General features: G+C 72.3%; 24 protein-coding genes. 10 read left to right on the top strand and 14 right to left on the bottom strand.

The window, feature by feature from the left end; genetic code table 11:
* Positions 1–15: 15 nt before the first annotated feature.
* Together ACZ63J_RS29445 and ACZ63J_RS29440 are read left to right on the top strand one after the other, a co-directional pair.
* The gene (locus ACZ63J_RS29445; protein ID WP_465401099.1) at positions 16–2,616 is read left to right on the top strand and encodes a CHAT domain-containing protein; all 2,601 of its coding nucleotides are present in this window, start codon (positions 16–18) and stop codon (positions 2,614–2,616) included.
* Between the two features lie 54 nt (positions 2,617–2,670).
* Positions 2,671–3,900, top strand: coding sequence for an HNH endonuclease signature motif containing protein (locus ACZ63J_RS29440; RefSeq protein WP_465401098.1), 1,230 nt, complete (start codon positions 2,671–2,673; stop codon positions 3,898–3,900).
* A 343-nt stretch (positions 3,901–4,243) separates the two neighbouring features.
* Here the strand turns inward: ACZ63J_RS29440 and ACZ63J_RS29435 are convergent, their stop codons facing one another.
* Positions 4,244–4,735, bottom strand: a complete 492-nt coding sequence (locus ACZ63J_RS29435; protein WP_465401097.1) for a hypothetical protein — start codon at positions 4,733–4,735, stop codon at positions 4,244–4,246.
* Positions 4,732–4,860, bottom strand: coding sequence for a hypothetical protein (locus tag ACZ63J_RS29430; protein WP_465401096.1), 129 nt, complete (start codon positions 4,858–4,860; stop codon positions 4,732–4,734). The genes ACZ63J_RS29435 and ACZ63J_RS29430 overlap by 4 nt, the downstream gene beginning before the upstream one ends.
* Before the next feature lie 178 nt (positions 4,861–5,038).
* On the opposite strand from ACZ63J_RS29430, the gene ACZ63J_RS29425 reads away from it, so the two are divergent.
* Complete coding sequence (locus ACZ63J_RS29425; protein ID WP_465340903.1) at positions 5,039–5,299, top strand: hypothetical protein; 261 nt, start codon at positions 5,039–5,041, stop codon at positions 5,297–5,299.
* Between the two features lie 30 nt (positions 5,300–5,329).
* Positions 5,330–7,153 (top strand): glutamine--fructose-6-phosphate transaminase (isomerizing), encoded by a 1,824-nt coding sequence (gene glmS, locus ACZ63J_RS29420; protein WP_465401095.1) that lies wholly within the window; start codon positions 5,330–5,332, stop codon positions 7,151–7,153.
* A gap of 7 nt (positions 7,154–7,160) precedes the next feature.
* Here glmS and ACZ63J_RS29415 read toward each other — a convergent pair whose 3' ends face one another.
* The 5 genes from ACZ63J_RS29415 to ACZ63J_RS29395 form a co-directional block, all read right to left on the bottom strand.
* Complete coding sequence (locus ACZ63J_RS29415; RefSeq protein ID WP_465340905.1) at positions 7,161–7,361, bottom strand: ferredoxin; 201 nt, start codon at positions 7,359–7,361, stop codon at positions 7,161–7,163.
* Positions 7,362–7,406: 45 nt separating this feature from the next.
* Positions 7,407–8,609 (bottom strand): cytochrome P450, encoded by a 1,203-nt coding sequence (locus ACZ63J_RS29410; protein ID WP_465401094.1) that lies wholly within the window; start codon positions 8,607–8,609, stop codon positions 7,407–7,409.
* 120 nt (positions 8,610–8,729) lie between these two features.
* On the bottom strand, positions 8,730–9,161 hold the full coding sequence (locus ACZ63J_RS29405; RefSeq protein WP_465401093.1) for a pyridoxamine 5'-phosphate oxidase family protein: 432 nt from the start codon (positions 9,159–9,161) through the stop codon (positions 8,730–8,732).
* Between the two features lie 4 nt (positions 9,162–9,165).
* A complete protein-coding gene (locus tag ACZ63J_RS29400; RefSeq protein ID WP_465401092.1) occupies positions 9,166–10,269 on the bottom strand; it encodes a cytochrome P450 in 1,104 nt (367 codons plus the stop codon).
* Entirely contained in the window at positions 10,266–10,808 is a 543-nt protein-coding gene (locus ACZ63J_RS29395) for a TetR/AcrR family transcriptional regulator (RefSeq protein ID WP_465340909.1), read from the bottom strand. Before ACZ63J_RS29395 ends, ACZ63J_RS29400 begins: the two co-directional genes overlap by 4 nt.
* 92 nt (positions 10,809–10,900) lie before the next feature.
* Between ACZ63J_RS29395 and ACZ63J_RS29390 the strand changes: the two genes are divergently transcribed.
* Together ACZ63J_RS29390 and ACZ63J_RS29385 are read left to right on the top strand one after the other, a co-directional pair.
* Complete coding sequence (locus ACZ63J_RS29390) at positions 10,901–11,920, top strand: aldo/keto reductase (RefSeq protein WP_465401091.1); 1,020 nt, start codon at positions 10,901–10,903, stop codon at positions 11,918–11,920.
* Positions 11,920–12,777 carry an LLM class flavin-dependent oxidoreductase gene (locus tag ACZ63J_RS29385; protein WP_465401090.1) on the top strand — a complete coding sequence of 286 codons (858 nt, stop codon included), beginning with the start codon at positions 11,920–11,922 and terminating at the stop codon, positions 12,775–12,777. Before ACZ63J_RS29390 ends, ACZ63J_RS29385 begins: the two co-directional genes overlap by 1 nt.
* A 1-nt stretch (position 12,778) precedes the next feature.
* Here the strand turns inward: ACZ63J_RS29385 and ACZ63J_RS29380 are convergent, their stop codons facing one another.
* The 4 genes from ACZ63J_RS29380 to ACZ63J_RS29365 are packed head-to-tail and all read right to left on the bottom strand — an operon-like array spanning position 12,779 to position 16,853.
* Entirely contained in the window at positions 12,779–13,594 is an 816-nt protein-coding gene (locus ACZ63J_RS29380) for a carbohydrate ABC transporter permease (protein WP_465401089.1), read from the bottom strand.
* Positions 13,591–14,595: a carbohydrate ABC transporter permease gene (locus tag ACZ63J_RS29375; RefSeq protein WP_465340914.1), complete on the bottom strand. Its 1,005-nt coding sequence runs from the start codon at positions 14,593–14,595 to the stop codon at positions 13,591–13,593. Before ACZ63J_RS29375 ends, ACZ63J_RS29380 begins: the two co-directional genes overlap by 4 nt.
* 1 nt (position 14,596) lies before the next feature.
* On the bottom strand, positions 14,597–15,832 hold the full coding sequence (locus ACZ63J_RS29370; RefSeq protein WP_465401088.1) for a sugar ABC transporter substrate-binding protein: 1,236 nt from the start codon (positions 15,830–15,832) through the stop codon (positions 14,597–14,599).
* A gap of 25 nt (positions 15,833–15,857) precedes the next feature.
* Complete coding sequence (locus tag ACZ63J_RS29365; RefSeq protein WP_465401087.1) at positions 15,858–16,853, bottom strand: LacI family DNA-binding transcriptional regulator; 996 nt, start codon at positions 16,851–16,853, stop codon at positions 15,858–15,860.
* A gap of 116 nt (positions 16,854–16,969) precedes the next feature.
* On the opposite strand from ACZ63J_RS29365, the gene ACZ63J_RS29360 reads away from it, so the two are divergent.
* A complete protein-coding gene (locus ACZ63J_RS29360; RefSeq protein WP_465401086.1) occupies positions 16,970–18,985 on the top strand; it encodes a glycogen debranching N-terminal domain-containing protein in 2,016 nt (671 codons plus the stop codon).
* A gap of 159 nt (positions 18,986–19,144) precedes the next feature.
* Here the strand turns inward: ACZ63J_RS29360 and ACZ63J_RS29355 are convergent, their stop codons facing one another.
* Positions 19,145–19,549, bottom strand: coding sequence for an SRPBCC family protein (locus ACZ63J_RS29355; protein WP_465401085.1), 405 nt, complete (start codon positions 19,547–19,549; stop codon positions 19,145–19,147).
* 53 nt (positions 19,550–19,602) lie between these two features.
* On the opposite strand from ACZ63J_RS29355, the gene ACZ63J_RS29350 reads away from it, so the two are divergent.
* The gene (locus ACZ63J_RS29350; protein ID WP_465401084.1) at positions 19,603–20,019 is read left to right on the top strand and encodes a MarR family winged helix-turn-helix transcriptional regulator; all 417 of its coding nucleotides are present in this window, start codon (positions 19,603–19,605) and stop codon (positions 20,017–20,019) included.
* A 3-nt stretch (positions 20,020–20,022) separates the two neighbouring features.
* On the opposite strand, the gene ACZ63J_RS29345 is transcribed toward ACZ63J_RS29350, so the two are convergent.
* On the bottom strand, positions 20,023–20,616 hold the full coding sequence (locus tag ACZ63J_RS29345) for a TetR/AcrR family transcriptional regulator (RefSeq protein WP_465340919.1): 594 nt from the start codon (positions 20,614–20,616) through the stop codon (positions 20,023–20,025).
* 80 nt (positions 20,617–20,696) lie between these two features.
* On the opposite strand from ACZ63J_RS29345, the gene ACZ63J_RS29340 reads away from it, so the two are divergent.
* Together ACZ63J_RS29340 and ACZ63J_RS29335 are read left to right on the top strand one after the other, a co-directional pair.
* Positions 20,697–21,908 (top strand): FAD-dependent oxidoreductase, encoded by a 1,212-nt coding sequence (locus ACZ63J_RS29340; protein ID WP_465401083.1) that lies wholly within the window; start codon positions 20,697–20,699, stop codon positions 21,906–21,908.
* Complete coding sequence (locus ACZ63J_RS29335; RefSeq protein WP_465401082.1) at positions 21,905–22,540, top strand: DUF3159 domain-containing protein; 636 nt, start codon at positions 21,905–21,907, stop codon at positions 22,538–22,540. The genes ACZ63J_RS29340 and ACZ63J_RS29335 overlap by 4 nt, the downstream gene beginning before the upstream one ends.
* Here the strand turns inward: ACZ63J_RS29335 and ACZ63J_RS29330 are convergent.
* Positions 22,506–24,485, bottom strand: coding sequence for a cellulose binding domain-containing protein (locus ACZ63J_RS29330; protein ID WP_465401081.1), 1,980 nt, complete (start codon positions 24,483–24,485; stop codon positions 22,506–22,508). The genes ACZ63J_RS29335 and ACZ63J_RS29330 overlap by 35 nt on opposite strands.
* Positions 24,486–24,521: the final 36 nt, after the last annotated feature.

Here is a 24,521-nt window from a genome sequence, read left to right as displayed (position 1 = left end):
CTTTCGGAGTCGCTGATGGCCGTCCTGATGCATCACACGGCGCGAGACGCCGCCGACGAGGCGATGCGGATGGCCGACCTCGACCCGCGCCGGGCCCTCCCGCTCACCGGCCCGGCCGTCGTCCGGGCCCGGCGGGACCGGGACCCGGCCGCGCTGGCCGTCGCCGAGCGGGCCTGGGGCCACGCACTCCTGCATTGCGGTGAGATGGGCGACGCGGTCCACCACTTCCGCCGCTCGATGGCGGCCGGGCGCGCGGCCGAGTCGGCGGCGCTGGTGGCGGAGGCCCGGATGAAGCTGGCCTACGCGCTCGCGCAGCAGGGACGGCCGGCGGCGGCGCTGCGCGAGGTCGACCTGGCGCTGCCCGACCTCACCGGCTCGTCCGGCGCCCGTGCGCTCGCCCAGCGGGCCATCGTCCTGAACCAGGCCGGCCGGCTCGACGAGGCCCTGGCGGACTTCCGCACGGCGCTGGCGGCGCTGCGGCGCTCCGGCGACCTGCTCGGGGTGCAGCGCATGCTGATCAACCGGGCGTTCCTGCAGTCCGACCGGTACGCCTTCAGCGCCGCGAAGGCCGATCTCCTGGAGGCCGAGCAGCTCGCGCGCAAGCTGGGCCGCGAGCTGACCGTCGGGATCATCGCCGAGAACCTGGGCCGCGTCGAGACCTACCGCGGTGACGTCCCCGCCGCGCTCGGCCACCTCGACCGGGCCGAGCGGATCATCTCCGAGCACGGCGCCCAGCGCGGCTGGATGCACCGGCACCGGGCCGAGCTGCTGCTGTCGGCGGGTGTTGCCGCGGAGGCGCGGGAGTCGGCCGAACGCGCCGTCGCGACCTACCGCCGTGAGCGCCGGCTGCTCAACGTCCCCGAGGCCCGGCTGCTGCTCGCCCAGGCGGCTTTTCTGGGCGGGGACTGGGAAACCGCCGTCATACACGCCCGGCGGGCGAGCCGCGAGTTCGCCCACCAGGGCCGGGACGAGTGGGCCGCGCTGGCCCGGCTGGCCGTGCTGCGGGCCGGATCGGCGGCCGGGCGGGCGCCACGGATCCCGCTCGACGCCGTGGAGCGGATGGCCGGCACCCTCGCCGAGGCGGGCTGGCCCGCGGCCGCCGTCGAAGCGCGGTTGATCGCCGCGCAGGTGTTGCTGCGCCGCCGGAAGGACACGGACGCACGCGAGCACCTGCGGCGGGCGAGCGACGTCCGCAAGCACGGCCCGGCGACCCTGCGGGCCCGCGGGTGGTACGCCGAAGCCGTGCTGCGACAGTCCGAAAAGGACATTCCCGGGGCCCGGCGGGCGGCCCGCAACGGCCTGCGGATCCTCGACGAGCACGCGGCGGCGCTGGGCGCGACCGACCTCTGGGTGCACTCGGCGGCCCACCGCCGGGAGCTGACCGAGCTGGGGCTGCGGTCGGCCCTGCGCGAAGGCCGGCCGGCGGCGGTGCTGGAGTGGGCCGAACGCGGCCGGGCCAGCCGGCTGCTGCACCGGCCGGTCCGGCCGGCCGACGACCCGGTGCTGGCGGACCTGCTGGGCCGGCTGCGAGCGGTCGTCGCGGACATCGACCGCGGCACGGCGGTGCCCGCGCACCGCCGGATCACGCTGGAGCGGCGGATCCGCGACCACAGCCGTCGCCACCCCGGCGCGGCCGCCGGCCCACCGCCCGCCCCGGCGTCAGCGGGCGCTCTCGGAGCCGCGCTGGGCGACCGCGCGCTCGTCGAGTTCCTCCAACTGGACGGCGAGCTCCACGCACTGACCCTGGCCGGCGGCCGGTTGCGCCGCCACGAGCTGGGCCCGGCGGCCCCGATCGCGGACCTCGTCGACCGGCTGCGCTTCGCCCTGCATCGCCTGGCCCGCCTGGACCGCCGCGGGCCGGCACTGGCCCAGCTGCTGACCGCGAGCGCACACCGGCTGGACGCGGCGCTGCTCGAGCCGTTGCGCGAAACCGGCGGCAGGCCCCTGGTGATCGCACCGACCGGGGCCCTGCACGGCGTCCCGTGGTCGGTCCTGCCCTCGTGCGCGGGCCGCGCGGTGAGCGTGACCCCGTCGGCGGCGCTGTGGCTGTCGGCTGTGCGGACCCCGCCCCGGCCGGGCCCGGTGGCGGTGGCCGCGGGGCCGGGCCTGGCCGGCGCGACGGAGGAAGCCCGCGCGGTGGCGGAGATCCACGGGTGCGCACCGCTGCCCGGAACGGTCGAGGCGGTGCTCGCGGCGCTGGGCACAGCGGGCACGGCACACCTGGCGGCGCACGGGAAGCTGTCGACGGACAACCCGCTGTTTTCCCGCCTGCGCCTGCACGACGGTCCCCTGATGGTCCACGACCTCGACCGTCTGCCGCGGGTGCCGCACACGGTGGTGCTGGCATCGTGCGACAGCGGCCGCTCGGTCGTCCACACGGGAGACGAGCTGCTCGGCCTCAGCGCGACGTTCATCGCGCATGGAACGGCCCAGCTGGTGGCGTCGGTGATCCCGATCCCGGACGCCGAGACGGTGCCGCTGATGGTGTCCCTGCACCGCCGCTTGGCAGCGGGAGAAGCGGCGGCCCCGGCGCTGGCGGCGGCGCAGCTGGAACTGCGGGAGGGTGATCCGGGGTCGCTGGCCGCCGCGGCCGGGTTCACGTGCCTGGGTAGTTGACGTTCATCCCATTGAGTGATGACCACGTGTTCGAACCGCCGGTAATCTTGGTACGTGGACAGCGAAACGGTGTGGCAAGCAGACGCGACGGCCTTGGCCGACCGTGTCAGTACGCTGCTTGCTGTGGTGCGGTCCGCCGAGGCTGAAATCGGTTCGCTGCTCATGGAAATCGAGTCACGGGGTGTTCTCGAGCTCTTCGGATACCGCTCTGTCACGCGGTTGTTCGAGCACCTCGCCGACATCCCCCGGGCTGCCGCTGACCGTGTCGTGAAACGCGCCCGCGCCCTCAACCCCTCCCGCGCCCTGGACGGCACCCCACTCCCCGCGCTCGCCCCCGCCACCGGTGTGGCCGCCGCCGACGGGTCGTTGAGCGCGCCGATGATCGACACCATCGTCGAGGTCCTCACCCAGATCCCCGTTGAGCATCGCGACGAAGCGGAACAAAGCCTGCTGTCCTACACCGCCGAAGCCGGCCACCGACAAGTCGCCGCGCTCGGCACCCGGATCCTGGCCCACCTCGACCCCGACGGCACCCCACCCGACACCACCGAACCCCCCATCCCCAACCGCGAACTCTCGCTGCGTCGGAAAAGAACCGGGATCTGGGAGCTGACGGGGCGTCTCGACGACGAAACCGGCACCCGCGCCAGCGCCCTGCTCGACTCGTTGGCCCAGCGCCGCACCCCCGAGGAAGGCGCGGACATCCGGTCCCCGCAGCAACGCCACGGCGACGCGTTCTCCGACGCGCTCGACCTCGCGTTGAACTCCCCCGACCTGCCGCTGCAGGCGGGGGAACGCGCCCACGTCCTGGTCGCCGTCCACCTCGACGCGCTCAGATCGGGTATCGGTGCGGCCACCCTCGGCGACACCGCCACGATGACCGCAGCCGAAGCCCGGGTGCATGCCTGCGACAGCATGCTCATCCCCGCGGTGCTCGGGGAGAAGAACGAACCGCTGAACCTGGGCCGCCTACGCCGGCTGATCTCGGCGGGACTGCGGCGGGCGTTGTTCCTACGGGACCGGGGGTGCGCGTTCCCGGGCTGTCCCCGCCCGCCACGGCACTGTCAGGGTCATCACATCCGCCATTGGGCCGAAGGTGGCCCGACGGATCTGGGCAATCTGGTGTTGTTGTGCGCGCATCACCACCGGTTGCTGCACCGTTCCGGCTGGGAGGTCCGCATCGCCGCCGATGGTCTCCCGGAGTTCTTGCCGCCGGTGTTCTTGGACAGGCGCCGAAAACCCAGGCGCAACAACCTGCATCAACCCTTGCCGTTCGCGGCTTGAGGAATTGAATAAGGGGAAAGGCCCGCAGCCACCGGCTACGGGCCTACACCCACGCCCGAGATCGGTCCGCGATAAACAGACGACACGCCCCGGTGCCAAGACTCCAACGCAAACCCGGCCAGCCGCAGCACCCGGCAGACGGAAAGGTGGGACCGCGACTCAGTCCCCGCGCCAAGCTTCAACGACCAGCCGCAAGCCTGATGCAACACTGCCCAGCCCTGAACTCACTGTCGGAGCAATCCGCACCGGGCTCCAGCAATCCCGGACAGCCGCCTCATCAAGCCCAGCTCTCGTCGGCTAGATAGAGCGCCGCGGACCAACCGCAACCCGCGCGTTCAGGTAACTAAGCGAGATCACCTTTCGCACGGCCAGTCGAGCACCAACCGGCACGGCACGACGGGCGGAAACGGAACACTCCGCGACCAGGCCCGCCCCGCCGCCTGCGGCGGCGACAGCGGCGGCGGCGCAGTCGCAGCGGCGGCGGTCGCGGCAGCGCCAGCGCCAGCGGCAGCGGCAGCGCCAGCAGCGGCAGCGCCAGCAGCAGCGGCAGCGGCAGCGGCAGCGGCAATGCCAGCCCCACCAGCCGTAGCGGCAGCAGCGGTCGCGGCGCCAGCAGCAGCGGTCGCGGCGATGGCGGCAGCAGCAGCCGGGGTGCCAGCAGCGGCGGGCGGCGGCCGCCGTCGCAGCGGCGGCGATCGTAGTCGCAGCGATCGCGCCAGCAGCAGCGCCAGCGGCCGCGGTGGCAGCGGCTCCAGCAGGAGCGTCGGTCGCAGTCGCGGGAGGTCGTGGGCGGAGCGGCGGCGGTCGCGGCGGCGGCCACAGTCGCGGCGGTCATGGTTGCGGCGGCCGCGCGAGCCGCAGCACCGGCGGCGCCAGCAGCGGCAGCAGCAGCGGCGGCAGCGGCGGCAGAGCGGCGGCGGCAGTGGCGGCGGCGGCGGCGGCGAACCCAAGCGCCGCCACTCTCAGCCACCTCAGCGAGGCAATCCACGGCCGCCCCCAGCCGCGGGCGCCAATCTGCCGCACCCCGCAGGCTCACCCGCACCGCCGCAGCCCACCCCGCGGCACCCCAGACCATCGAACTTGCCCGATTTCGGGCAAGTTTTTGCCCCCAGCCACCCCCACAGTGCATGATGGCCCCGTGGAGGACACAGACATCGTCGACCGAGTAGCCGCGTCCACCGGTTTGGCGCCGGGGGTTGCCGCCCGGGTTGTTGATGATGTCCTGGCCTTCTACCGGACCCCCGCCGAGCAGTACGTGCGGCGGCGGCATGCCGAACTGCAGGCCGAAGGCCGGAAGAACCCCGAGATCTTCCCCCTGATCGCCACCGAGCTTCGCGGCCGGCTCGTGGCCGCGCCGGTGCTGTCCGAACGGCAGCTTCGCCGCATCGTCTACGGCTGAGCAAGCCGAGCCCGAACAGAGAGGTTCGCCATGTGCGGAATCGTCGGTTACATCGGCGGCCAGAACGCCGCCCCCATCCTGCTCGAAGGCCTGACCCGGCTCGAGTACCGCGGGTACGACTCCGCGGGCATCGCCGTGCTCGGCGCCAAAGGCGGCGTGCAGGTGCACCGGGTCGTCGGGCGGGTTCGCAACCTCGCCGCCGCGCTGCCCAAGCGGCTCGGCGGCAAAATCGGCATCGGGCACACGCGGTGGGCCACGCACGGCCCCGCCTCCGAGGCCAACGCGCACCCGCACACCTCCGAAGACGGCCGGATCACCGTGGTGCACAACGGCATCATCGACAACGCCGACAGCCTGCGCGCCCAGCTCGCCGACGCCGGGGTCACCCTCACCTCCGAGACCGACACCGAGGTGCTCGCCCACCTCATCGCCCGCTCGGGCGCCGACACGCTCGAAGACGCCGTCGTCGAGGCGGTCTCCCGGATCACCGGGACCTACGCGATCGCCGTCACCGACTCCGGGCACCCGGATCGGCTGGTCATCGCGCGCAACGGGTCGCCGCTGATCATCGGGGTCGGCGAACGGGAGATGTTCGTCGCCAGTGACCTCGCCGCGCTCGTGCGGCACACCTCGCAGGTCGCGCACCTCGACGACGGGGAGTTCGCGACCGTCTTCGCCACCGGCTACCGCACCTTCACCGTCGACGAGAGCGACACCACCAAGCCGGCCACCGAGATCGACATCGCCGCCGAAGACCTCGACCTGGGCGGCTTCCCGCACTACATGGCCAAGGAGATCCAGGAGCAGCCCGAGTCCGTCGAGCGGATGATCCGCGGCCGGCTCGACGACCGGTTCGGCGTCGCCCGCCTGGACGGCCTCAACCTCACCCCCCGGGAGCTGCGCGGGTTCAGCCGCGTCAAGATCCTCGGCTGCGGCTCGGCCTACTACGTCGGCCAGATCGGCGCCACGATGATCGAGGAGCTGGCCCGGATCCCGGCCGACGCCGAAGCCGCGTCGGAATTCCGTTACCGCAACCCGATCATCGAGGCGGACACGCTCTACATCGCGGTCAGCCAGTCCGGTGAGACGATCGACACCGCGTTCGCCGTCGAGGAGATCAAGCGCAAGGGCGGCCGGGTCGCCGGGCTGGTCAACGTCGTCGGCTCGACCATCGCCCGCGCCTGCGACGGTGGTGTCTACCTGCACGCCGGCCCCGAAATCGCCGTCGCCTCGACCAAGGCGCTCACCAACATGGCCGTCGGGTTCGCGCTGATCGCGCTGTCGCTCGGACGCGTCCGCGATCTGTCCAATGCGGACGGTCAGCGGATCATCGAGGCGATCCGCGCGCTGCCGGACCAGATCCGGACGGTGCTGGCCGCGGAAGCGGAGATCGCCGAGCACGCGAAGACGGCGGCGGCCGCGAACAGCCTGTTCTTCATCGGCCGCGTCCGCGGCTTCCCGGTGGCCCGCGAAGGCGCGCAGAAGTTCAAGGAGATCTCCTACCGCCACGCCGAGGCCTACCAGACGTCCGAGCTCAAGCACGGCCCGCTCGCGCTGATCGACGAGTCGCTCCCGACCGTCGCCGTGGTGCCCTCGGACGAGCTGACCGAGCGCAACCTGGCCGCCGTGCAGCAGATCAAGGCCCGCGGGGGCACCGTGCTCGCTGTGACGCACGAAGACGTCGACTTCGGCGAGCTCGACGTCCCGCGGATCGTGGTGCCCCGGACCGCGCCGGAGCTCGACCCGATCCTGCTGACGATCCCGCTGCAGCTGCTCGCCTACCACGCGGCGCTGACGCTGGGTTACGACATCGACAAGCCGCGCAACCTGGCCAAGTCCGTCACCGTGGAGTGAACCCGGGTTACGCGTCCTCGCTCACCGAAATCGCGACACCCGGGCACACGGTCGCCGCCTCCCGGACGATCGGGTGCAGCTCCTCGCCCGGGGTCGCGTCGAGCAGGATCACGATGCCGTCGTCGTCGCCCTGGTCGAACACGTCCGGTGCGAGCATCACACAAGTCCCGGCGCCGCAGCACTTGCCTTTGTCCACGGTGACCTTCATCAGAGTTCCTTTCCTCCCGCGTCGCGTGCGCGTGGTCCACAGTGGTCACCAGCGCACGGGCAGTTCCCGCAGGCCGCCGACGGCGAGTCCCTCGACCCGGCGCAGCTCGGCGGGCGGGACGGCGAGCTCGAGCGACGGCAGCTTGCGCAGCAGCACTTCCAGCACCACCTGCAGCTCGGTGCGCGCCAGCGGCTGCCCGAGGCAGGCGTGCGCACCGGCGCCGAAGGCCAGGTGCGGGTTGGGGCTGCGGCCCAGGTCCATTTCGGACGCGTTCTCGAATGCGCGCTCGTCGCGGTTAGCCGCGGCCATGCTGCACATCGCCGTGGTTCCGCCGGGCAGCACCTCGCCGGCGACCTCGAAGTCGTCGGCGAGGTAACGCAGCATGCCCAGCCCGGCGTTGGCGTCGAGGCGCAGCGTCTCCTCGACCGCGGTCCGCACCAGCGCCGGGTCGGCCAGCAGGCGTTCCCACCGGCTCCGGTCCGCCAGCAGCATCGCCACCATCTTGGCGATCATGTTCGCGGTGGTCTCGTGCCCGGCGATCAGCAGGCCGATGCCGGTGGCGATCAGCATCGCGTCGGACCAGTCTTCGGGGAGCAACGCGCTGAGGATGTCTTCGCCGGGTTCGGCGCGCTTCGCGGCGATGAGCCCGCCCATGTACCGGCCGAACTCCCGCTGCGCGGCGTCGAACTCGGCCTGCGTGTGACGCGTCATGCTGAGCATGACGTCCGACCAGTGCGCGAACCGGTCGCGGTCGGCGTCGGGCACACCGAGCATGTCGCAGATGACCCAGACCGGCAGCGGGAAGGCGACGCCGGCCTTGAGGTCACCGGGTGCGCCCTTCGCGATCATGTCGTCGACGAGCTGCTCGGCCATCGCGGCCATGCCGGGCCGCAGCGCGTTCATCCGCTTCGCCGTGAACCACTTGCCGAGGGTCCGGCGCCAGGTCAGGTGGCCCTCGCCGTGCTGCGGGAGCACGGTGGCCATCTCGCTGTTGAAGACCCCGCCCGACTCGGTGTCGGCGACCCGCGCGGCGTTGTCCGCCGGGGTCGGCCGGGTCCACCGCGGATCGGACAGCACACTCTTGACGTCGGCGTAGCGCGTGACCAGCGCCGCCTCGTCCCCGCTGGCCAGCGCGACCCGCGCGACCGGGCACTCCGCCCGGAGCTCGGCCCACTCGGCCGGCGGCTCCAGCGGGGCGGCGGAGCGGAACGGGAAGCGCGGCAACGGGCCGGCGTGGCTTTGTGTCATCACGGGCTCCTCGGTGGTGAATGTCCCCTGCCCTGCAGCTTGGCCACCAACCCACACTAAGTCAAGCAGTTGATTTAACTACGAGACCGACAAAGACCCCGAAACCGGGATCGGGTGCGGTTACTCCCGCTCGACCTTGCGCAGCCCCCGCGCCGGCGTCCACCACTCGACGACCAGCAGGGTCGCCTCGGGGTTCAGGTGCGTGTGGACGACCTCGGTGACGTCCACGCGGAAGCCGTCACCCGCTTCGACGGCCCGGCCGGAGATCTTCGCCTCCCCCGGCCACTTCGCCTCTTCGCCGTCGATCGGGTCGACCGTCGCGCTGTGCAGCGCCAGCCGCGGGTCGCGCTTGAGGTCGGCGCCTTTGCGAGCGTCGGGCATCGAACCGAAGGTCAGCTCGCCGTCGGTGAACTTCGTCTCGATGCCGGAGATCCGCGGGGACCCGTCGGCCCGCAGGGTGGCGAGCGTCTTGTGCCGATGGGCGTCGAACAGCCCCTGCACGCGCCGTGCGAACTCCGGTTCCGCCGCTTCGACCTCACGCCACGTCGTCATGCGGTCATGATGGCAGCCACCGGGCGTGGAGCGCCGCGGGTTTGCGGAACACCAGCCCCGACGCCGCGGCCGGCTCCGCCAGGGTGAGCCCCGGCAGCCGGTCGAGCACGGTCTCCACGGCGATCCGCGTTTCGAGCCGGGCGAGGTCGGCGCCGAGGCAGAAGTGCGGCCCGACGGCGAAGGCCAGGTGCTTGCGCAGGTTCGGGCGGTGCGGGTCGAAGACGTCCGGGTCCGGGAACACCGCGGGATCGCGGTTGGCGGCGGTGAGCGACACCGTCACGAGGTCACCGCGGGCGATCGACGCCCCCGCGAGCGAGACGTCGCGCGTCGCGTACCGGTCGACGACCGCCGCCGCGGGTTCGAGCCGCAGCGACTCCTCGATGGCCGCCGGGAGGAGCGCGCGGTCCCAGGGCGCCGGGTCGCGCAGCAGGTGCAGCAGGAGGTTGGTGATCATGCCCTCGGTCGTCTCGATGCCGCCGAACATCAGCACCGCCGCGTTCGACACGACCTCCGGCAGCTCCAGCGCCGCCGCCGCGTCGGTCAGCAGCGAGCGCCGGCCGACCGAGCCTTCGAGGTGGGCGCGCAGCTCGCCGAACGCCTCCCCGCCGCGGGATCCCGGCGCGCGACCGGCCGAGATGTCGTCCACTGTGGACACGATGGCGTCGTACCAGGCCAGCACCCGGGCCGTGTCGGTGTCGGCCAGGCCCAGCGCGTCGGCGACCACCGCGACGGACAGCGGGCCGGCCAGCGCCCGTCGCAGCTCGGCGTGCCCGGCCGCGGCGAACCCGTCGACCAGCCGGGCGCATTCGGCACGCACGAACCCGGCGAACCGGTCTTCGATCTCCCGCGGCCGGAAGTGCCGGGAGAACGGCGTCCGGTGCCGGGTGTGCTCGGCCGCGTCCAGCGAAAGCATCGACGGGCCGACCACCCGCGCCGTCGAGAAGCGGGGATCGTCCACGGTGAACGTCGCCGCGTCGCGCATCACCTCCGACGCCAGGTCGTGCCGGGTGACGAGCCAGCCGTTCAACGCCGGCAGCCAGGCCACCGGCTCGGTCGCGCGAAGCCGGGCCAGCAGCGGGTACGGCTCTCCGGTGAGCTCCTCGATCACGCCCGCAGCCCCGCGATCAGGAGCCGGACCAGGCGGCGCGCGTCGTACTCGGGGTTGTCCTCCGCGCCGACGCACAGGTTGCCGACCCCCCGCATCAGCTCCAGCGGCCGCACCCGCGCGGTCAGCCCGGCCGCTTCGAGCAGCTGCGCGCACACCGGGACGAGCCGCTCGAGGAAGTACGCGTGCAGGGTGTCGAAGCCGTCGCCCTGCAGGACGCCGGCCAGGCCGTGCTTGGTCACCAGGAAGTCGACGAACAGGTCGATCCACTGCGCCAGCGCGGCGTGCGGGGAGTCCGACGCCGCCAGCAGCTCCGGCCCGGCCGCGGCGCACGCCTCCACCTGGTGCCGGTAGACGGCGATGATCAGGTCCGCGCGGGTCGGGAAGTGGCGGTAGATCGTCCCCATCCCGACGCCGGCCTTCGCCGCGATGTCGCGCACCGGCGCGTCGACCCCGGACGCGACGAAGACCGCGGCCGCCGCGTCGAGCAACGTCTTCTCGTTGCGCCGCGCGTCGGCGCGTTTCGGCCTGCTTTCGGTCACCGGCACCTCCCGAGGTTGCTAACCGGAACAATGCTCCGTATCGTTAGCGGAGCAACGTTCCGTTTCCCATGAAACCATGGAAGGACCCCACCATGCAGTACCGCACGCTCGGCCGCACCGGAGTGCAGGTCAGCACCCTCGCGCTCGGCGCGATGAACTTCGGCGCGATCGGGCGCACGACCCAGGACGAGGCCACCGCCATCGTCGACGCCGCGCTCGAAGGCGGGGTCAACGTCGTCGACACCGCCGACATGTACGGCCAGGGCGAGTCCGAGGTGATGGTCGGCCGGGCCGTCGCCGGCCGCCGCGACGACCTCGTGCTGGCCACGAAGGCGTTCATGCCGATGGGCGACGAGCGCAACCACCAGGGCAGCTCGCGCCGCTGGCTGGTCACCGCGCTCGAAGACAGCCTGCGCCGCCTCGGCGTCGACCACGTCGACCTGTACCAGGTGCACCGCTGGGACCCGCGCACGAGCGACGAGGAAACGCTTTCCGCGCTGACCGACCTGCAGCGCGCGGGCAAGATCCGCTACTTCGGGTCGTCGACGTTCCCGGCGTACCGGATCGTCCAGGCGCAGTGGGCCGCCCGCGAGCACCACCTCGGCCGCTACGTCACCGAGCAGCCCAGCTACTCGATCCTGCAGCGCGGGATCGAAGCCCACGTGCTGCCCGTGACGCAGGAGTACGGCCTCGGCGTGCTCGCGTGGAGCCCGCTGGCGTCCGGCTGGCTCTCCGGCGCCGTCCGCGCCGGGCAGGAGATCACGACCAGCCGCGCGCAGGTCGTGCCGCAGCGCTTCGACCTCACCCTCCCGGCGAACCAGGCCCGGCTCGACGCCGTCGAGAAGCTGGCCAAGCTCGCCGACCAGGCCCAGCTTTCCCTGATCCAGCTGGCGCTCGGGTTCGTGACGGCGCACCCGGGCGTGACCAGCGCGCTCATCGGGCCGCGCACCGTCGACCACCTGAAGGCGCAGCTCGCGGCCGCCGACACCGTGCTCCCCCGCGACGTGCTCGACGAGATCGACACGATCGTCGCGCCCGGCGTCGACCTGGCCGCCCACGAGAAGTTCGACACCCCGCCCGCCCTGCTCGACCCGTCCCTCCGGAGGCGTTGATGACCCCCCGTTTCGGCATCCTGACCGCGCCCATGAACGTCGGCTACGACGAGATCCTGCGCGTCTGGCGCGAAGCCGACACCGTGCCCGAGATCGAGCACGCGTGGCTGTTCGACCACCTCATGCCGATCGGCGGTGACCCGGACGGCCCGATCTTCGAAGGCTGGACGCTGCTTTCGGCGCTGGCCGCGCAGACGTCACGCCTGCGGCTCGGCCTGATGGTCACCAGCAACCGCTTCCGCCCACCGGCGGTGCTGGCGAAGATCGCGACCACGGTGGACGTCGTGTCCGGCGGGCGGCTCGACTTCGGCATCGGCGCCGGCTCCCGCCCCAGCCATCCGCTGGCCCGCCGCGAGTACGACGGCCACGGCCTGCCCTACCACACCCAGGACGACGCCGTCGCCGCGCTCGCCGAGGCCTGCACGGTCATCCGTCGCTTGTGGACGGAGGAGCGGCCGTTCGACTTCGACGGCGAGTACGTGAAGCTGACGGGCGCCTTCGGCAACCCCAAGCCGGTGCAGCGCCCGCACCCGCCGATCATGATCGGCGGCCGCGCGAGCGCGACCCTGCGGGTGGTCGCCGAGCACGCCGACCAGTGGAACATCCCGGGCGGCGGCGACATCGACGACCTCGCCGGCCGCAGCCGGCTGCTCGACCGCTACTGCGCCGAGATCGGCCGCGACCCGGCGTCGATCACCCGCTCGATCTTCCTGCCCGTCGACTACGACAAACCCGCCGCCACCAAGGAGAAGATCGCCGAAGCGGTCGACGCCGGGTTCGGGCACGTCGTCCTCGGCCTCGGGAACCCTTATCCCGACGGTGTTGTGGAGTGGGTCGCGGACAACCTGATCCGCTGAGCTACTTGTCGACTCCCTCGTAGGTGCCCTGGGTGAACCGGCGGGAGAACACGAAGTACACGATCGCCACCGGCAGCGTCATCAGCAGCGCCGCGGCGAGCTTCAGCGGGAACTGGTTGCCCTGGCCGAGCTGGCCGGACACCAGGGTCGCCACCCCGGAGGTCAACGTGTTCAGCGCCGGGTCCTGGCGGGACACGATGTAGTGCGGCAGCTCGTTCCAGGACCCTTGGAACGACAGGATGGTCACGGTGATCAGCGCCGGTTTCGACATCGGCAGCACCACCGACCAGAACGTGCGGAACGGGCCGGCGCCGTCGATCCGCGCCGCCTCCTCCACGCTCACCGGCACGGTGTCGAAGAACTGCTTCATGATGAACACACCGGTCCCGTCGACCAGCAACGGGATGATCATCGCCGCGTAGGTGTCGTACATCCCGAGCTGGTTGAGCACCAGGAACTTCGGGATCAGCAGCACCACGCTCGGAACCGCGATCACCGCCAGGACGGCCCCGAAGACCGCCCGGCGGCCGCGGAACCGCAGCCGCGAAAGCGCGTAACCGGCCAGGGAGTTGAACACGATCCGGCCGACGGTGATCGTCACCGAGACGAACACCGAGTTCAGCGCCCAGCGCGGGAAGTCCTGCTCGGCGAGCGTCCGGAAGACGCTCGCCGACCAGTCCCGCGGCCACGGCAGGAGCGGGTGCGCGGTGGCGTCAGCGTCGGTCTTGAACGCCGTCGCGAGCTGGATGAGGAAGGGGTAGATGTACAGCGCCGCGACGAACACCAGCACCGCGTACCCCAGCCAGCGTTTCCTCATCGGCGCTCCCTCAGGGCCCAGCGCTGCACCAGCGTGAAGGCCACGATCACCACGAACAGGAGGAACGCGATCGCGGCGCCCTGACCCCACTGGTGGCCGATGAACGACGACGAGTAGGACAGGTACGCCGGGGTCAACGTGGTCTTGCCGGGGTCGCCGCGGCTGAGCACGTACACCTGGTCGAAGACCTGCCAGGTGCCGATCAGGCCGAGCGTCAGCACCAGGAACAGCGTCGGGCGCAGCTGGGGCAGCGTGACGCGCCAGAACCGCTGCGACGCCGTCGCGCCGTCGATCAGCGCGGCCTCGTCGACCGACGGCGGGAGGTTCTGCAGCGCCGCGTAGAACATCAGCATGAAACCCCCGGTGGAGGTCCAGACGACCAGCACGATGATCGCGCACATCGCCACGCTCGGACCGGAGAGCCAGTCCCAGAAGGACAGTCCGAGGAACCCGTGCCCGGTCAGCGCGGCCGGCGGGTTCGCGGGGTCGCCGAGTGCGAGGTGGAGGAGCCCGCGCGGGTCGGCGAACCAGCTGGGACCGTCCACGCCGAACAGGTTCAGCGCGGCGTTCACCGTGCCGGTGCTGGAGAAGAGGAACAGGAACACCACCGAGATCGCGACCGAGCTGGTCACGGTCGGGAAGTAGAACGCGGTGCGGAAGAACTGGCGGCCCTTCAGCTTCTTCCGGTGCAGGGTCAGCGCGAGGAACAACGCGAGCGCCGTCTGCAGCGGCACGACGAACAGCACGAAGTAGCCGTTGTTGCGGACGCTCGTGGCGAAGTTCTGCCGGGCCAGCCCGGGCTCGGCCAGCAGCGCGGCGTAGTTGTCCCCGCCGACGAAGTTCACCCGCGAGGAGAACGGGCTGCCGTTGCCGGTCCAGTCGCTGACGCTCACCCACAGCGCCATCAGGATCGGCAGCACCATGAAGAGGCCGAGCACGAGCAGCGTCGGGGCCAGGAACAGCCAGCCGGCCCGGGCGTCACCGCGGCGGAACGCGCTCATGTCACTGCCCGAGCGCGGCCGCGGTGTTCTGCTGCAGCTGCTGCAGGATCCGCTTCGGGTCGGCGCCCGGCAGCTGCTGCAGCTGGGCGTCGAAGTCGGTCAGCACGGGGTCCATCTTGGCCAGCGTGACGGGCCCGTGCGCGTGGTCGGCGCCGGCGACGAACGCCTCCTGCCCGGGGAACTTCTGCTCGTACTGCGCCCGCACGGACTGCCGTGCCGGGATCACGCCGAACGCGTCGGCGAAGGTGAGCTGCTGCGCCGGCTGCATGAACGAGTCGACCAGCTGCTTGGCCTGGTCCTGGAACTTGCTCTTGGCGGCGATGCCCCAGCACTGCGTGAACGACAGCGTGCCGGGCCCGGCCGGGCCCGCGGGCAGCGCGACGACGCGGTACTTGACGTCCGGGTAGTCCTTCTTCATCCCGCCGGTCATCCAGTTGCCGTCGATGCTCATCGACGCCTTGTGCTGGCCGAACGCCTCACCGGAGTCCCCGGCGCCGAGCTGCTTCGGGTACTTGGCCACGCCGGAGGAAAGCAGGTCGCGGACGTAGGTCAGGGCCTGGAGGTTCTGAGGGGTGTCGGCGGTGGCCTTCTTCTGGTCGGCATCGGTCGCCCAGCCGCCCGCCTGGACCAGGAAGGCCCCGATGCGGTCGCGGTTGTCGTTGAAGACGAGCCCGGTGCGGCCGCCGGTGGTGAGCTTCTGCGCGACGCTCTTGAGCTGGTCCCACGTCTTCGGCACGTCGTTGTCGGTCAGCCCGGCTGCGGCCCAGTCGTCGGTGTTGATCGCGAGCGCGAGGGTCGAGAAGTCCTTGGGGGCGCAGTAGAGCTTGCCGTCCTGGGTGAACGTCGTGCGCAGCGTCGGGTAGATGTCGTCCTTGTAGGACAGTCCGTCACCGTAGGGCAGCATTTCGGCGGCGTACCCCTGGAACTTGGTGGCGTCGACGGCGAAGACGTCCGGCGGGCTGCCCGCGGCGAACCCCTGGCTCAGCTGCTGCGGCAGGTCGTTGGCGCTCACGACCTCGGCCTTCGAGCCACCGCTCGCGCCGCTCCAGGCCGCGGCGGCGTCCTGCATGGCCTTGAGCTCGGCCCCGCCGCTCGCGGCGATCATCACCTTGAGCGTGGCGGGCCCGGCCTGCTGGGTGGCGGGCTGGGACGAGTCGTCGAAACCACTGCCACAGGCGGAAAGCGGGAGCAGCAGGCCGGCCGCCGCGAAGGCGGCCACAGTTCGGCGGGGAAGCATCGATCCTCCTTGATCGCGCGGGGACTCAGGTGGTGCGGAGCACGAGGTGCGGGGTGAAGAGCGTGGTCACGGGCTCGGATGGGGCATCGGCGCGCAGGATGGCGCGCAGCTGCCGGACGCATTCGGCGGCGACGTCGGCGATCGGCTGCGCGACACTGCTCAGCCCGAGCACGGCGGCGGTCGGCGTGTCGTCGAAGCCGATCACGGCGGCGTCGGCGCCCGGGCGGATGCCGCGGTCGCGGAGCTCGGCGGTGACCCCGAGGGCGAGGGAGTCGCTGGCGCAGACGAACGCGGTCGGCGCGCCCGCGTCCAGCAGCCGGGCCGCGGCCGAGCGGCCGCCCTCGACGCCGTCGTACACCGCGACCTGCGGACCCTCGCCCAGCCCGGCGGCGACGAGCCCCGCGGCCCAGCCCGCGCGGCGGTCGTCACCACTGCCGGAGCCCTCCGGCCAGCCCACGAACGCGACGCGCCGGTGTCCCTGGCGCACCAGGTGGTCGGTGGCCAGCCGGGTGCCCGCGGCGCCGTCGACGTCCACCCACGGGTGGGTGTCCTCGGCGCCCCACGGGCGGCCGAAGGTGACGAACGGCAGCTCGCGCTCGCGCAGCCAGCGGGTGCGCAGGTCGTCGTGGTGGGTCTGGGTGAGCACGAACCCGTCGACGCCGACCGAGGCGATCAGGTCGGCGTAGGCGCGGGTCTCGGCCTCGTCGTCGGCCGCGGTGAACAGCATGATCCGGTGGTCGAAGCGTTCCGCGGTGGCGGTGAGCGAGTGCAGGAACTGGTCCAGCACCACACCGCTGACGCCGTTGCCCGACGGCGGGATGCAGAGCCCGATGATCTGGGAGCGGGTGGTCCGCATCTGCCGCGCGGCGGTGTTCGGCCGGTAGCCCAGCTTCTCGATGGCGGCCAGCACCCGTTCGCGGGTTTCCGGGCTCACGACGTCCGGCGAGTTGATCACGTTGGACACGGTCTGGCGCGACACCGCGGCCGCTTCCGCCACCGAGTTCAGCGTGGGCCGTCCCATGAAACCCGCCTTCGGTTTGAACGTTCAACTTCCGGTCACTCTGAACCCGTGGCGCTGAGCTGTCAAGACCTCGATCTCAGTTGACATTCCTTCGTTTGATCGATCCAATCGTAGGCATGGCCGACCTCCAGCCCCTGCTCCACGACCTCGTGATCGCCCTGCGCGCGCCGACCGTCGCCCTGTCCGGCCAGGACGGGCAGATCCGCGGCGGCGGGACACAGGGAGTGCTGCACGGTGACCTTCGGCTGCTCAGCGAAGCCGTCGTGACGGTGGACGGCGACGAGCCGGAGGCGATCGGCGGTGACGAGCCGGCCGCGAGCCGCGCCCGGTTCACCGGGCTGCTCCGCCTGCTCGGCGACCCCGGCCCGGACCCGACGGTGTGGCTGCGGCGCGACCGCCGGGTCACCGCCGACGGCATGACCGAGGAGCTTTCGCTCGTCTCGACCGCGTCTGCGGCCCGCCGGTGCGTCGTGGAAGTGGTGCTGGCGGCCGACTTCGCCCCGATCGACGAGATCAAGGCCGGCGGCCGGCGCTCGCCGGTGACCCCGGTCGGCCTCCGGTGGGCGACGGACGCGGCGGTGTCCGAAGTGACGGCCGAGGGCGCCGAGATCGTCGCCGACGGGCCCCGGCTCCGGCTGCGCTGGACCGTCTCCCTGCCCGGCACCACCACGGTGCGCTGGTCACTGGCGGTGTCGGACGAGCGGGCCCTGTTCGTACCCGGCGGCCCCCGGCTGGCCCGCCCGGAGGTCCACGCCGACGACCGGCGGTTCACCGCGCTGCTCGACCGCGCCCTCGACGACCTCGACGGCCTCCTGCTGGCCGACCGCGACCACCCCGGCGACGCGTTCGCGGGCGCGGGCGCGCCGTGGTTCCTCACACTGTTCGGCCGGGACAGCCTGTGGGCCGCGCGGCTCGTGCTGCCGCTCTCGGTCGACCTCGCGGGCGGCACGCTCCGGACGCTCGCCCGCGCGCAGGGCACGCGGCACGACCCCGAAACCGGGGAGGCGCCGGGGAAGATCCTCCACGAGCGGCGCCGGGACCCCTTCAAGGCGACCAGCGCCGTCCTGCCCGCCGAGTACTACGGGACGGTCGACGCGACCGCGTTGTGGGTCTGCCTGCTGCACGACGCGTGGCGCTGGGGCCTGCCCGAGGACGACGTCCGCGACCTGCTGCCGACCCTGCGGTTCGCCCTGTCGTGGATCACCGGCGCCGCCGACTCCGACGGCGACGGTTTTGCCGAGTACCGCGACGAAAGCGGGCACGGCCTGGCCAACCAGGGCTGGAAGGACTCCGGGGACGCGGTCCGCTTCTTCGGCGGAGAGCAGGCGAAACCGCCGATCGCGCTGGCCGAGGTCCAGGCGTACCAGCACGAGGCCGTGGTGAGCGCGGCCGCGCTGCTGACCGCGCTCGGCGAGCCCGCGGACGGCCTGACCGAGTGGGCTTCGGCGTTGCGGACCCGGTTCCGCGACCGGTTCTGGGTGTCCACTTCGGACGGCCACTACCCGGCCCTGGCCCTGGACGGCGCCAAGCGGCCGGTGGACTCCCTGACGAGCAACATCGGGCACCTGCTGGGCACCGGCCTGCTCTCGGCGGACGAAAGCACGTCGGTCGGCGAGCTGCTGCTGGACCCGAAGCTGGCGCCGGGCTTCGGCCTCCGCACGATGAGCGCGTCGGCGGGCGGCTACTCCCCGCTGAGCTACCACTGCGGCTCGATCTGGCCCCACGACACGGCGATCGTCGTCCGGGGCCTGCAGCTGGCGGGCCAGGGCGCCCGCGCGGCTTCGCTGGCCGGACAGCTGCTTTCGGCCGCACCGGCGTTCGGCTACCGGTTGCCGGAGCTGTTCGCCGGCCACGGCCCGGCGGAGACGGCGACCCCGCTCCCGTACCCGGCCTCGTGCCGCCCCCAGGCCTGGGCGGCGGCGGCCGCGGTCAGCCTGCTCAGCGCGTTTGTCGGGTTGACGGTGGACGTCCCGGCGGGGACGGTCACGGTGAAGCCACCTCGGCCGAGCCCGGTCGGCGCGGTGAGGGTGCGTGGTCTTCCGCTGGCCGGGGGGACGCTCGACGTCACGATCAACGCGGACGGAGAGGTGACCGAACTGCGGCTGCCGGCCGGGTTCAGGCGCGTGGCTTAGTCGCGCCGGACAGCTCGGTCCCGGAGTTTTCGTCCCCGGTGGGTGGGACGCGAGGTGGTGGAAGCAGCCCGAGTCGTAGACCAGGTCGTAGGCGGGGTGCGGCAGGTCCACGGTGAAGATGTCCGCGCAGCAGGTCGTCGACCGAGCGGATCTCCCGGCTCATCCTTCGACACGCTCCCGCACCGCACGGAGCTCCTTGTCCACCACGGCCATCTGCGCGTCGATCGCCGACGTCTCGGCTCCCGCCGGGAAGAACAGGCTGAAGATCACCTCCGCGCCGGCCAGGTTGGGGACCACCCGCGTGAACATGCCCAGGTTCGGCGCGTCCGCCGCGACGAAGTCCACCACGCCGTGCTGCCGGGCGACCCGCACCGCGACCCGGCGTGGCTCGTCGCCACTGTGCACGCGCCAGATGTCCTCGTGGTCGTGCTCGACGACGCGGGCGAAGTCCGGCGCCCACTCCGGGATGTGGCGCGCGTCCGCGAGGTACTCCACGACGCGCTCGGGTGTGGTGGCGACCGTGATCGTGCGCGTCTCGGCGCGCCCTGTCTCGATTGATGTCATGCCGAGAACGATACGCACATGCTTATCATTTGTCCACGCGTAAGATCCCCCGGGTGACGGAGGACGACGACCTGGCGGCCCTCTGCGCCGGCGCGGGCCGGACCCTGGCCGAGGCGGAGGGGCCGATCCTGGCCGAGCACGGGCTTTCGATGTGGCAGTACGTCGTGCTGGCGACGCTGGCCCACGGTTCGGCGGCCAGCCAGCTCGCCCTGGCCCAGCAGATCCGCTACGACAAGACGCGCCTGATCACCCTGCTGGACGGCCTGGTCGCGGACGGCCTGGTCACCCGCGAGCCGGACCCGGCCGACCGCCGGGCGCGGATCGTCCGGCTGACACCGTCGGGAATCCGGCGGCACGCGGTGATCCGTGACGCGATCCGCGTCGTGGAGGCCCGGAAGCTCGCGGGGCTGACCCCGGAAGTTCGGCGCGCGTTGCGGTCGGCCTTGGTGCACCTGGCCAACCAGGACTGAGCCTCAGCCGGTCAGGCAGCGCTGCACGACCGGGCCGAACGCGGCGACCAGCTCGTCGACCGGCGCCGAGGCGATCGGCTCGATGCGCACGATGTAGCGGGCCACCGCGAGCCCCAGGATCTGGACGTTGACCATGCCCGCCCGCAACGTGGCATCCGGCGTGCCGAGCAGCGCCGCGAGCCGGGTGGTGATCTCCCGGTCGATGAACTCGCGCAGCAGGGCTTCGGACGCCGTGTCGGTGGGCGCCGACCGGGTCAGCGTCACCAGCGGTGTGCGGTCGCTGCGGTCGAGGTTCTCCACGAGCGTCCGGACGATGCGCTCGCCGATGGTGGCGAGGTCGCCGGCGAAGATCGCCTCGATGGCCGAGGGGACGGCGTCGGACATGTCGACGGCCGCGGTGAACAGGCCCTGCTTGGTGCCGAAGAAGTAGAAGACCATCGCCGGGTCGACGCCGGCCTCGGCCGCGATCGCCCGCACGCTGGTGCCGCCGTAGCCCTGCCGGGCGAACAGCTCGCGAGCGGCCCGCAGGACCCGGTCCTTGCTCTCCGCGCCCGACCGCCAGCGGCCGGGACGCCGGTGGGTGTCGTGTTCCGCCATGGTCGCCGAAGCCTAGCAGTCCTTTCTTCATCGACTGGTGGAGTTTCTCGTGTACCGTGTTCTTCATCGGACGGTGAAGAATGGGGGCGAACCAGATGCGGGTGATCGTGGCCGGCGCCGGCCTGGGCGGGCTGACCCTCGCACACGGCTTGCGGCGCGAAGGGATCGACGTCGTGGTGTACGAGCGCGAAACCGCGCGGGGGCGGCCACAGGGGGTCAGCCTGCACGTCGACGACCGCGGCGCGACGGCCCTGCGTGCGTGCCTGCCGCCGTCACACGCGGCGATGGTGGAGGCCACGACCGGCGGGCCGCGCGGAGAGACGCTGACGCTGTCCGATGTGGACGGTGAGCTGACGGTGACGGGCGTCCGGCCGGGTGGCGCACGGCCCGGGCGGCAGGTCCACCGGCCGTTGCTGCGGGCCGTGCTGCTGACGGGTTTGGCGGACGTGGTCCGGTTCGAGGCGGAGCTGACGCGGTTCGAAGTGGGCTCCGACGGCCGGGTCCGGGTGTGGCTCGCCGACGGCCGCACGGACATCGGTGACGTCCTGGTCGGCGCGGACGGAATCGGTTCGGCGGTGCGGCGCGGGCGCCTGCCCGGGGCGCGGGTGGTGGATTCGGGACGGCGCATGCTGATGGGCGCAACTCCCCTGCGCGCGGCCCCCTGGCTCCCGGCCTTGATCGGCGACGCGGCCACTCAGGTCGACGGGATGCGGATGGCACTGGGGGTGTTGAGGTTCGCGCAAGGCCCGGAAGACGCGCGGCGGCAGTGGCTGCCCACGTTGAGCCGGGACGCGGTCGCCGGGCTCGAGGACTACGTGATGTGGGTGCTGCCGGTGACGCGGGAGCATGGCGGCACGGGCGTTTCGGACCGGGCCGCGAGCCTTCGGCCGGGCCCCACACCACCAGACCCGGCCACGCACACCCCACCGAAGCCGGCCACCAGCCTTCAACCGGCCCCCACACCACCAGACTCGGCCTGGCACACCGCCCAAGAGCTGGCCGCCGACCTGCCCCCAGCTCTCCGCTCGATCGTCGCCGAAGCCTGGCCTGCCCTCACCGTCTCCCTGCGCATCGGGACCATCCCTCCCCCACCCGCCTGGCCCGCAACCCCCGTCACCCTGCTCGGTGACGCCATCCACCTCGCCCCGGGGTTCGGCGGCAACCTGGCGATGCAGGACGCCCGCCGCCTCCGCGCCGCGCTGGCCGAGGCGCACCGCGGTGAACGTGACCTGCTCGACGCGATCCAGACCTACGAAAACACCCTGCACACACCGATCGAGGTCCGCGCATGAGCCTCGAGGTGCTCACCCGGAAGTCCCTGTCCCTGTTCGACGCCGTGGGTGGCTGGCGCACCGTTGCCGAAGGGGTCGCGTCGCGGGCCGTGTTCGTCGTCGCCTTTCCCCTCACCGGGCAGGTCGCCGCCGCCGCGCTGATCTCCGTGGGCGCTGTGCTGGTGCTCGCCGTCGTGCGGATGTGGACCGATCGCCGGATCTGGCCGCCGCTGGTGGGGCTGGCCGTTGTCGGGACGTCCGCGCTGCTGGCCGGGAGCACCGGTCACGCCGCGGACTTCTACCTCAGCACCGTCCTGATCCAGGCGGCCTGCGCGCTGGTGTTCCTGGTCTCCGTGCTGGTGCGGTGGCCGTTCGTCGGCGTCATCCTGGGCACTCTGCGCGGCGAGGCCTGGCGACACGACCGCGCCCGGCGACGGCGCTACTACGCGTGCACGGCGGTGTTCCTGGCGAAGTTCGCCGTCGCCACCGCCGTGCTCGTGCCGCTCTACCTGGCCGGCGGGGTCATCCCGCTCGGCATCGCCGCCACCGTGCTCGGCGGCGCCCCCGCGGCGGGCGCCTGCCTCTACGTCTGCTGGCGGATCCTGCGCGAAACCCCGCTCACCCCAGCGAACACAGCGCTCCGTTCAGCGTGAACGCCGTCGGCAGGATGTTCGGGCCGCCGTAGTCCGCGGTGAACCCGATGTCCGCCGCCAGCGGCGCCGACGACGTGACCGTCACCGTCGTGCCCGACTGGGTCCACGTCCCGTTCCAGCCGCCGGTGATCCGCTGGCGCGCCGTCGGCCAGGTGAACGTCAGCGTCCAGTCGCCCACTGGGGCCGTGGCCGTGACGTGGAGGCCGCCGACGAAGCCGCTCGCCCAGTCGTTGACGTCCGTCAGCCGGACCGCGCAGCTGCTGGCGACCGGCGCGCCCGTCGTCAGGGTCAGCGGCGGGGACGCCCACGAGACGTTCCCGGCCGTGTCCCGAGCCAGCACGTTCACCTGGTACCGGTGGCCGGGCACCAGGTTCCCGACCGTCAGCGACGTCCCGGCGGTCTCACCCCACTGGTCGTCGCGCGAGTACACCTCGTACTTCGCGATCGGGTGCCCGCCGGGCGCCGCGGGCGGCCAGCTGATCGTCGCCGTCCGGTCGGTCGCCGTGCCGGTCGGCTGCCCCGGCGCCGAGGGGCCCGCGAACGCCGCAACCGGGTGCAGGACCAGCGTCGTGAGCGAGTACGGCGGCAGGGTCCGATCCCACGGCGTGCTCGTGATCGCCGTCGCGCCGTTGGTGTAGGTCGACGCCTGCGCCGCCGGGGTGTAGCCCGCGAAGTCCAGGGTCACCGTCCGGGCCCGGTCGGGGTCCTTGTTCACCAGCAGCACCGCGACGTCACCCCCAGGACGGCGGACGGCGTGGGCGCCGATCAGCGGGTCGTCGGCCGACGCGCGGACGAACTGGTCGCCGGGCCGGGCAAACGCGCTCACCAGCTTCAAGCCGTAGTAGGGCGCGAACGGCGTGTTGAGCGCGGGCTCGCAGCCGCCGGCGAGGCAGGTCGCGCTGGAGAGCAGGCCGAAGTCGCCGTAGTCCGGTTGACCGGCCATAGTGGACAGTGCGGTCGCGCCGTTGTGCGTGTCCCACCAGTCGACCGTGAAGACGCCGTTCTCCAGCAACGCGCTGTAGGCCTCGGCCGCGAACAGCGCGCCCGGCTGGGTGTTCATGCCGACCGGGGTGTTCGTCTCGGTCAGCGCGATGCCGAGCGGCCGGCCCGCGTACCGCGTGATCTGGTCGCGCGCCAGGTAGATCATGTCGTCCACCTGCTCGGTCTTCGTGAGCGCCTCCGCGGCCGTCGAGCCGCCGGGGTACCAGTGCAGCACCACGAAGTCGACGTGCGGGCCGGCGATCGACAGCACCGTCTGGTTCCAGGTGCCGGTGTCCCCGGCGCCGACCACGCCGTCCGGCCAGTTCGCCGGGGTCGTCAGCACCGCGCCGATCTTCACTGTCGGGTCGACGGCCTTCATCGCGTCGGCGTACGCCACGACTCCGCGCGCGTAGGCGGCCGGGCTCTTGTCCGCGTGGTTGTCGGCTTCCCAGTTCGCGCCGTAATGGCCGTTGCCGTAGAGCTCGTTGCCGATTTCCCAGTACCGGACGCCGTAACCCCGGGTCACGTTGGCGTAGCGCACCCAGTCGGCGGCTTCCTCCGGCGTCCCGGTGCCGTAGTTGGCGATGACGATCGGCTGCGCGCCGGCGCGCCGGACCCCGCCCATGAACGTGTCGAAGTCGGTGCCGGGCGCCACGTAACCGCCCGGCGCGGTGTTGTCCTTCCAGTGGTAGATGTCGCCGTAGGAGCCGCCCGGGTACCGCATCGTGCGGACGCCGGCGCCGCCGAGCAGGTCGGCCACCGCGGGGGTGCCCAGCTCGCTGTCCCACACCGCGTGGTTGACCCCGTAGGCGGTGTCCGGCACGGTGGCCAGCCCCGCTCGCGCGTTCACGGTGACCGTGGCCGCGGGCGGCGGCTCCGCCCCGGCGGGGCCGGCCGCCGGGAGCGCCGCGGCGAGCACGGCGGTCACCGGCCACACCGCCCAGCGCAGACGTCGAACTGTCATGAAGGTCCATCCTCACTCGTCGGGAAACGAACGGAT

This window comes from Amycolatopsis sp. NPDC104863 (assembly GCF_055582965.1).
This window is presented reverse-complemented; position numbering and strand designations above follow the sequence as displayed.

Bases quoted from the DNA above. Each gene is read 5' to 3' on its own strand.
- ACZ63J_RS29445 (WP_465401099.1), top strand. From the start codon at position 16: ATGGCCGTCCTGATGCATCACACGGCGCGAGACGCCGCCGACGAGGCG.
- ACZ63J_RS29435 (WP_465401097.1), bottom strand. From the start codon at position 4,735: ATGACCGCCGCGACTGTGGCCGCCGCCGCGACCGCCGCCGCTCCGCCC.
- glmS (WP_465401095.1), top strand. From the start codon at position 5,330: ATGTGCGGAATCGTCGGTTACATCGGCGGCCAGAACGCCGCCCCCATC.
- ACZ63J_RS29415 (WP_465340905.1), bottom strand. From the start codon at position 7,361: ATGAAGGTCACCGTGGACAAAGGCAAGTGCTGCGGCGCCGGGACTTGT.
- ACZ63J_RS29410 (WP_465401094.1), bottom strand. From the start codon at position 8,609: ATGACACAAAGCCACGCCGGCCCGTTGCCGCGCTTCCCGTTCCGCTCC.
- ACZ63J_RS29405 (WP_465401093.1), bottom strand. From the start codon at position 9,161: ATGACGACGTGGCGTGAGGTCGAAGCGGCGGAACCGGAGTTCGCACGG.
- ACZ63J_RS29390 (WP_465401091.1), top strand. From the start codon at position 10,901: ATGCAGTACCGCACGCTCGGCCGCACCGGAGTGCAGGTCAGCACCCTC.
- ACZ63J_RS29385 (WP_465401090.1), top strand. From the start codon at position 11,920: ATGACCCCCCGTTTCGGCATCCTGACCGCGCCCATGAACGTCGGCTAC.
- ACZ63J_RS29380 (WP_465401089.1), bottom strand. From the start codon at position 13,594: ATGAGGAAACGCTGGCTGGGGTACGCGGTGCTGGTGTTCGTCGCGGCG.
- ACZ63J_RS29375 (WP_465340914.1), bottom strand. From the start codon at position 14,595: ATGAGCGCGTTCCGCCGCGGTGACGCCCGGGCCGGCTGGCTGTTCCTG.
- ACZ63J_RS29370 (WP_465401088.1), bottom strand. From the start codon at position 15,832: ATGCTTCCCCGCCGAACTGTGGCCGCCTTCGCGGCGGCCGGCCTGCTG.
- ACZ63J_RS29365 (WP_465401087.1), bottom strand. From the start codon at position 16,853: ATGGGACGGCCCACGCTGAACTCGGTGGCGGAAGCGGCCGCGGTGTCG.
- ACZ63J_RS29360 (WP_465401086.1), top strand. From the start codon at position 16,970: ATGGCCGACCTCCAGCCCCTGCTCCACGACCTCGTGATCGCCCTGCGC.
- ACZ63J_RS29355 (WP_465401085.1), bottom strand. From the start codon at position 19,549: ATGACATCAATCGAGACAGGGCGCGCCGAGACGCGCACGATCACGGTC.
- ACZ63J_RS29345 (WP_465340919.1), bottom strand. From the start codon at position 20,616: ATGGCGGAACACGACACCCACCGGCGTCCCGGCCGCTGGCGGTCGGGC.
- ACZ63J_RS29340 (WP_465401083.1), top strand. From the start codon at position 20,697: ATGGGGGCGAACCAGATGCGGGTGATCGTGGCCGGCGCCGGCCTGGGC.
- ACZ63J_RS29335 (WP_465401082.1), top strand. From the start codon at position 21,905: ATGAGCCTCGAGGTGCTCACCCGGAAGTCCCTGTCCCTGTTCGACGCC.
- ACZ63J_RS29330 (WP_465401081.1), bottom strand. From the start codon at position 24,485: ATGACAGTTCGACGTCTGCGCTGGGCGGTGTGGCCGGTGACCGCCGTG.